The 6,278-nt window shown below is 68.6% G+C and carries 10 protein-coding genes; 4 read left to right on the plus strand and 6 right to left on the minus strand.

From position 1 onward, the window contains the following. Nucleotides 1-185 precede the first annotated feature (185 nt). Nucleotides 186-608, plus strand: a complete 423-nt coding sequence (locus IE206_RS39745; RefSeq protein WP_189971208.1) for a hypothetical protein — start codon at nt 186-188, stop codon at nt 606-608. A 155-nt stretch (nt 609-763) separates the two neighbouring features. On the opposite strand, the gene IE206_RS39750 is transcribed toward IE206_RS39745, so the two are convergent. From IE206_RS39750 to IE206_RS39770, 5 genes are all read right to left on the minus strand, one after another. After that, entirely contained in the window at nt 764-1,387 is a 624-nt protein-coding gene (locus IE206_RS39750) for a hypothetical protein (protein WP_189971210.1), read from the minus strand. A gap of 44 nt (nt 1,388-1,431) precedes the next feature. Then, nucleotides 1,432-2,355, minus strand: coding sequence for a hypothetical protein (locus IE206_RS39755; protein WP_189971212.1), 924 nt, complete (start codon nt 2,353-2,355; stop codon nt 1,432-1,434). Nucleotides 2,356-2,707: 352 nt separating this feature from the next. Further along, complete coding sequence (locus IE206_RS39760) at nt 2,708-2,917, minus strand: hypothetical protein (protein ID WP_189971213.1); 210 nt, start codon at nt 2,915-2,917, stop codon at nt 2,708-2,710. Between the two features lie 162 nt (nt 2,918-3,079). After that, on the minus strand, nt 3,080-3,460 hold the full coding sequence (locus IE206_RS39765) for a hypothetical protein (protein WP_189971214.1): 381 nt from the start codon (nt 3,458-3,460) through the stop codon (nt 3,080-3,082). 474 nt (nt 3,461-3,934) lie between these two features. Further along, the gene (locus tag IE206_RS39770; protein WP_189971215.1) at nt 3,935-4,111 is read right to left on the minus strand and encodes a hypothetical protein; all 177 of its coding nucleotides are present in this window, start codon (nt 4,109-4,111) and stop codon (nt 3,935-3,937) included. 126 nt (nt 4,112-4,237) lie between these two features. Between IE206_RS39770 and IE206_RS39775 the strand changes: the two genes are divergently transcribed. Beyond that, nucleotides 4,238-4,846, plus strand: coding sequence for a hypothetical protein (locus IE206_RS39775; protein ID WP_189971216.1), 609 nt, complete (start codon nt 4,238-4,240; stop codon nt 4,844-4,846). A gap of 230 nt (nt 4,847-5,076) precedes the next feature. Here the strand turns inward: IE206_RS39775 and IE206_RS39780 are convergent, their stop codons facing one another. After that, a complete protein-coding gene (locus tag IE206_RS39780; protein WP_226599050.1) occupies nt 5,077-5,238 on the minus strand; it encodes a DUF5670 family protein in 162 nt (53 codons plus the stop codon). 250 nt (nt 5,239-5,488) lie between these two features. Here IE206_RS39780 and IE206_RS39785 point away from each other — a divergent pair, with 250 nt between their 5' ends. Together IE206_RS39785 and IE206_RS39790 are read left to right on the plus strand one after the other, a co-directional pair. Further along, nucleotides 5,489-5,662, plus strand: a complete 174-nt coding sequence (locus IE206_RS39785) for a CsbD family protein (protein ID WP_189971220.1) — start codon at nt 5,489-5,491, stop codon at nt 5,660-5,662. Between the two features lie 248 nt (nt 5,663-5,910). After that, on the plus strand, nt 5,911-6,093 hold the full coding sequence (locus IE206_RS39790) for a CsbD family protein (protein ID WP_189971222.1): 183 nt from the start codon (nt 5,911-5,913) through the stop codon (nt 6,091-6,093). The last annotated feature ends 185 nt before the right edge of the window (nt 6,094-6,278 follow it).

Below are 6,278 nucleotides of genomic sequence, written 5' to 3' on the forward strand. Positions count from 1 at the left end.
GTCCGCCGGCGGCGACAGCGGGAACAGGCGGTTCGTCCGGTGTCCTGCGGACGGGTACGGTCCCCGGCAGCAGTGTCGAATCAGAGGAACGGCCGTGCTGGCCGGCGTGGTGAGGCGGCGGCGGGAGAAGTGCGTCTGCCGCACCGGCAGCCGTTCCTCGCAGCCCGATGGTGAACGGCTCGGCCATGAGCGATGACCTGACGGCCATGTGTGATCTCTGCCTGGGCGAGGGGGCCGAGGGCGACGGCGTGCTCGAAGTGGACACCGCGGCCGCCGACAGCGCGTTGCGCGCCTGGCGGGCGAAGGCAGGCGCGGACCCGCATGCCCTGTTCCACCTGACATCTGGAGCTCGGCCGGTGAAGTGGAGGGTGCGCCACCACAGTTGCGGTACGGGACCGCGGTTCGCGTACACCATCGCGGTGGAGCGCATCCGGTCGTGGACGGCCGCCGTGGACTGGAGCATCCACCTCACCGACAAGACCTTCCTGGCCGCGACCGACTGGTTCGACCTGCTCGACCGGGCGCTGCACCCGCGCCGCGCCGCGGTCAGCGGCATCCTGCCCCGCATCCCGAGGGATCTGAGCGGCGGCCCGGTCGGCGACACCTAGTACCGCAACCGCATCTGGGGTGTCTGGCCTCGGCGTTTGTCGTGGGAGCGGCGGGCTCGGGGCGTGGCTGTGCGGTGGAGGTAGCGGGTTCGAATCCCGCCTCACGATCGCCGGACCGATCTCGATTTCGGGCGTATCTTCATTCCGGCGAATCGTCAGGTCTTGCGCACGGCGCCGGTGAAGCCGGCGATGAACAGGGTGGCCAACGCCCACGCGGCCAGCTGCAGCAGCCAGCCCGCGACGGTGAGGGTCTGCCCTGCAGGGGTACCGGTGGGGGCGCACAGGCCAGCCGCCCCCGTCTTGACCACCGGCAGACCCAGATCCAGACCCACGCCGACCCGCTCCACGACGCTGCAGGGCGTCGTGGGTGTGCTTGCGCGGGTGGTGTGCTCCAGGCCGCCGCCCGGCCTGCCGAGGACGACCGCCAGCGCGACCGAGCCGGCGAGGACGGCGAACAGCAGCAGCAGCGCTCGCCAGGGTTGATAACCGAAACCGAGGGTCAGCCCGGTGAATCGGGCCCAGGCCCGGTCACGCCGCCGAAGCCCGCCGCGGTCGATCTGGTCCCGCCGCTGCGCCATGAGAATGTCCCGCACCTCGCTGTCGTGACCGGCCGCCCGGTGGACGGCGGCCAACTGCTGGTACGGCTGAGCGGAGTAGCCGGGCGTGTGGTCACGCAACAGCTCCAGCCACCGGGACAACCCGACCGGTGCCGGCAGGTCCGCGTAGGTCAGCCCGTCGATGGCGACCAGGGCCCCCGTGGCCTGACCCGACCGAGTCACCCCGCTGGTGTCCAACCACAGCGAACCTTCGACCGACACGCCGTTCAAGGCGAGCACGGAGTGTCCGGCGCCGGTTGCCCGGAACCCGGCCCGCAGGAACACGGCCCGGTCGACCCGCAGACCGTCCGCGTGCAGGGCCGGTCCGGACATGTTCTCCAGCCGCGCCCCGTCGCAATCCAGCAGACCGAGGTGGGCATCGACCAGCTGGACCGCGCCGGTTGCCCGGAACCCGGCCCGCAGGAACACGGCTCGGTCCACCCGCAGACCGTCCGCGTGCAGGGCGGGACCGGAGGTGTTCTCCAGCCGCGCCCCGTCGCATGCCAGCCGACCGAGATGGGCGTAGGCGAACCGGACCGGACCGTGCCCTGTGCGCCGACGCCAGTGGCCCGGAACCCGTCGCGGAGGGACACGCTGTGATCGACCCGCAGAAACTCGGCGTGCAGTGCGGGACCGGACGTGTTCGCCAGCCGCGCCTCGTCGCAATCCAGCAGGCCGAGGTGGGCGCCGAGGAACCGGACCGCGCCGGAAGGTGTGTCGGCGTTGGCAACCGCTCCGCGCATCGTCATCGTCGGCGCGGTGAAGCGTGCGGCGTCAACCGGTGGGTCGTACGAACCTGCCGAATGCCCGAAACAGGAACCGTCCAGCACGAGGCCGGGCAGCTGGCTGTCGCACAGGTTCAGACCGTCGGGGACGAAGCAGTCGACCAGCTGGACCCGCAGATCGCTGGTGATGTTCGCCAGGTCGACGCGGCCGGTGATGCGCGCCCCGCGCAGCCGCAGCCCGTGCGGGTCCGCCTCGATGTCCCGGCGGCCGCGGACCAGGTCGCGGATCAACGCCGCCGAGACGGTGTGGGCGTCGCCCCAGGACCGCATCGCGGCCTCGTCGACCGGCCCGTCACCGGCCAGGTCCAGCATCTCGCCGTCGCGGACCGCGTCGAGCAGGCTCTGCTCCAACCCATCGGCTGCCATCCGAGCATGCTGGCCTGCCCCACCGCACGACGGCAAGCACGACGAGGCATCGTTCAGCTCGCTGGGCCGCCTTCCGGGTAAGCCTTCCAAGTACCGGGCTTTCACCGGCCGACCGGAGGGAGGCCGAGCATGACACCGGGCTGTCGTCTCGGCCGTACGGAGCGGGTGCCAATTTCGGCCACGTCTGCTGCATGGTGACGCTGTACCGGCGGGCGGTATGGCAGTGTGATGGCTCCGGCCCGCCAGGCTCCCCCGTCTTGGCGGGCCGGACCCCGAGGCGAGACGGGCAGCAGCCCTGCCCGGCACGTCCGGAACACACGTCCTCGATCCCCCGGGTGATGCGCGGCTGCGGCTAGGCGACGTCTCCTTGGACCATGCCGGTCTGCTGCGACCAGGACTTGATGACCGCGTACCGGCCGTCGGTGGTCTCTTCGGCCAGGCGGATCACCGTGTCGCCGGAGCCGTGGATGCCGACCTGGCCGAGGAACTTGTCCTCGGCCACCTCCCGGTCATTCCAATAGCCCTCGGTACCGGCGCCGTCGGGTCGGAACTGGGTGGTCACGCGAAATCTGCCGGGGTTCATGGACCGAGAGCCTGCCGCGGGACGGGGAAGCGTCCGGTGCTGGCGTGTGGTGAAGCCGCGGTGGCGCCTGGGGCAGTGTGCGCGAGGGCGGATGCGAAGAGCTCCCGGAGTACTGGCCGTCGGGCCGGCGGCGCGGCTGGACTAGCGGTGGATGATGGCGCAGGGGTTGTCGCCGGGTGCCTTGTTGAAGACGATGCACAGTCTCGTCCCGTCGGGGAAGGTCTGCCCGCCCTTCCAGTACCAGTGGACGATCGAGGTCTTGGTCAGGCCCCAGGTGTGGTGGGTGGCGTTCTGCCAGCCGGTGATGTTGTGCGGGGTTGATCGTGCGGCGAGGGTGTAGAGCTGGGCGCGGGTGCCGGCGGGTTGGCCGTCCATGTAGCCGTCGACGGTGTCGATGCGCAGGCCGTGGCCTTTGACGTGGATGCCGACCTTTCCTTCTTCGACGGTGGCGTTGGCGTGCGCGGGGGTGGTGCACAGGCTCAGCACGGCGGACGCCAGGACGGCGGGCAGGGTCTTCTTCACGCCGTGGTCAACCCGCTCACGGTGGAAAGGTCACCAGGCCGTACACAGGCACGTCCGGCCTTGTGGCGTGAGGCCCCGGGGTGCGGCGTTCCGTCACGCCGGCATAGGGCCGGCCGCCTGCGCTGGGGCGGGTGCAGCATGGCACGTACCAGTGGTGCGCAGCAGGGCGATCTGCGGCGTTGGCCGAGAACTTCACTATGGGCAGGCCTTGTTCGACGCGTTGTCATCCGTCGGGGTAGCCCCGGCGGCCCGTGTGGCGGATGGGTGTTCAGGCTGCAGGGCCGGCGATGAAACCCGCACGCTGCCCTGCTGCCGGAGGAAGGTCAGTTGCAGGGAGCAGTGTGTGCGCTCTGCGGTCTTGCTCATGTTGATGAGGCGGCTGCCGAACGGCCTCTTGTGGTTGACCGTATGAGCGATCAGCGATTCGCCGCACCGTTTTCGCTCCCGTCATAGTGCTTGCATGACCTCACCCGGTCACAGCCAGGTGCGCTCGCTGCTCAGGGCGACGGCGTGGGAGGTGCGGTGGCTCTGGAGCTGCTGTGCCGGGCTCCAGGCGGTGCCGTCGAAGGAGTTCCAGTAGATGCCGCCGCCGTTTTGCCCGATGTGGGCGCAGTACAGCTTGCCGTTGAAGGCGGTCAGGGCTGGGGCCACGGGGCTGGTGAAGGAGTGGATGCCCCGGGACGCTACCCGCCTGCTGCCGGTCTTCGGCTGACCGACCCACTCTCACCACCCGCTAGCTGCTCCCTGACACCCAAAAGGTTGTTCTACGCTCGTTGCATGGGCGTGTGCATGGAACTCCTGATCGTCAACTGCACGTACGTTGAAGCGGTGTCAGCCGAGTTGAGGGCTGACCTGGTCGAGACCGCTGCGTTCGGCAGCGATGACGACTGGAATGACCAGCCGGAAGGCTGGACCTGGCCTGATGGCATCAGCGTCCCTTGGTACGCACGCTACGAGTTCCGCAATACCCTCACCTCGTACAAGCCGCACTTCTGGGCCGGTGAACGCTGGGACAAGATGCGAGCATTCGTTCCCCCCGAACTCCGCACGGCACTCGACGAGTTCAGTGCTCCACTGTTCTGGGGCGAATACAACTGGGAGTCCGCGGATCCTCCCTTCACCCCTGCCGTCCCCGGGCGTGAGAACCACTGGTGCCCAAATGCCATGCGATGGCTCCTTGCCGAGGATGTGGCAGCCCTCCATCACTTCTGGACCCAGGTCGAGCCCGGCCTGGCGTCCCTACACGCCCCCTTCGAACAGCACGTTGCCGAGCCCGCGGGTTGGATCAACGACTTCTCGTCGTTTGCCGCTCTCGTCGCCGAATGGGGGGAGGTAATCACCGAAGCCGCTGAGCGCGGGTGGGGCATCATCGGCCTGAAGTGCTGACACAGATCCCGGGCGGCGGCTCAGTGATCGCGGCGGCGGCTTCCTGGGGGCGTGGTTCCGGTGTGCGGAGGCCGGCGCTGCGGTCGTTGAATGCTGGTACCCGGGAATCGGTGGATGACCCGGGCTGCGTCCGTGCGGGTTTCTCGGCGCCTACGTGGATATGCGTGTGGGGGGCTGCCCGTCCCGTCGGGATGGGCAGCCCCCCACATGGTGATGCTGTGCGGTGGTGTCTACCAGCGGTACCAGCGGGCGCTTCCGCCCTTGGGGCGGGCGATGAACCCGACCAGCCAGGCAACGAGCACGATGACGGCGATCCACCACAGTGCCTTGAGTGCGAAACCCGCACCGAAGAGGATCAGGGCCAGCAGAAGAACGAGAAGCAGGGGAACCATAGTTATCAACCTCCGAACCATCGAATGCCCTGGCGCTGCAGGTCTACACAATGCAGATGCGGCTGTTTATAGGATTCTTGACCGGGAATCTGTTTGCGTCCTTCCGTCGACGGGATGAGTCGTGTGGCCGGTCCTGGCTGCTGTCCGGCGTCCTGGGAAATCGGTGCCGGTTGTTGTTTGCGGCGCGGCGTGGGGGATATCCGTGCTGTGAGCGGAATCCCCTTTTGTGTTGCATGAGGAGTTGAGTGCTGTGGCTGGCGACGAGAAGGCGAAGTCGAAGGTCGAGCAGGCCAAGGGCAAGGTCAAGGAGACGGCAGGCCGGGCGGTCGGCAACGAGCGTTTGGAGGCCGAAGGCCGCGCCGAGCAGGCCAAGGGCGACGCCCGCGAAGCCAAGGAGAAGGTCAAGGACGTCTTCAAGGACTGACCGGCACCGCTCCGCAGATTCACCCCCTGGCCGGGGCCGCACCAGATGGTGCGGCCCCGGCCAGGGCCGTGAACGACACCCGGTATGCGCCCGCTGTCCACCCGGCTGCATGCAGGGCCTGCGGCCGGGGGAGGCGTACCGGTTCCATGCTCTTGGCGGAACTCCGGATGCTGGTGGGCCTGGGATCGCTGAGGCTGTCAGCGATGGCGCGCGTCCGCTGCGCCGAATGGCTACCAAGGAGTACAGCTATGGCCAAGAAGATGCAGGGCAAGGCGCAGGAAGCAGTCGGCAAGGTCAAGGAGACCGCCGGTAAGGCCACGGGTAGGGACGATCTCCGGGCCAAGGGCAAGGCCGAGCAGGGCGAGGCCAAGGCGAAGCAGGCTGCCCAGCAGACGAAGGACACCGCCGCGCAGAAACTCAAGGGCAAGTAAGCCGGCCGCCCCCTGCATCGCTGGTGTGGAAGGGGCCCCGACCACGAACGTGGTCGGGGCCCCTTCCACACCCTGTCGAAGCTGGGCTGTGGCTCTGTATACGTAGCCACAGCCCGGTGGCGCTCCGTCTAGTAGTACTCCGTTAGGTCTTCCGGTCGGGCGTGTTCGGGAGCATGGTGGGTGGG

The organism is Streptomyces violascens (assembly GCF_014649955.1).
In the GTDB taxonomy this organism is placed as follows: Bacteria; Actinomycetota; Actinomycetes; order Streptomycetales; family Streptomycetaceae; genus Streptomyces; species Streptomyces violascens.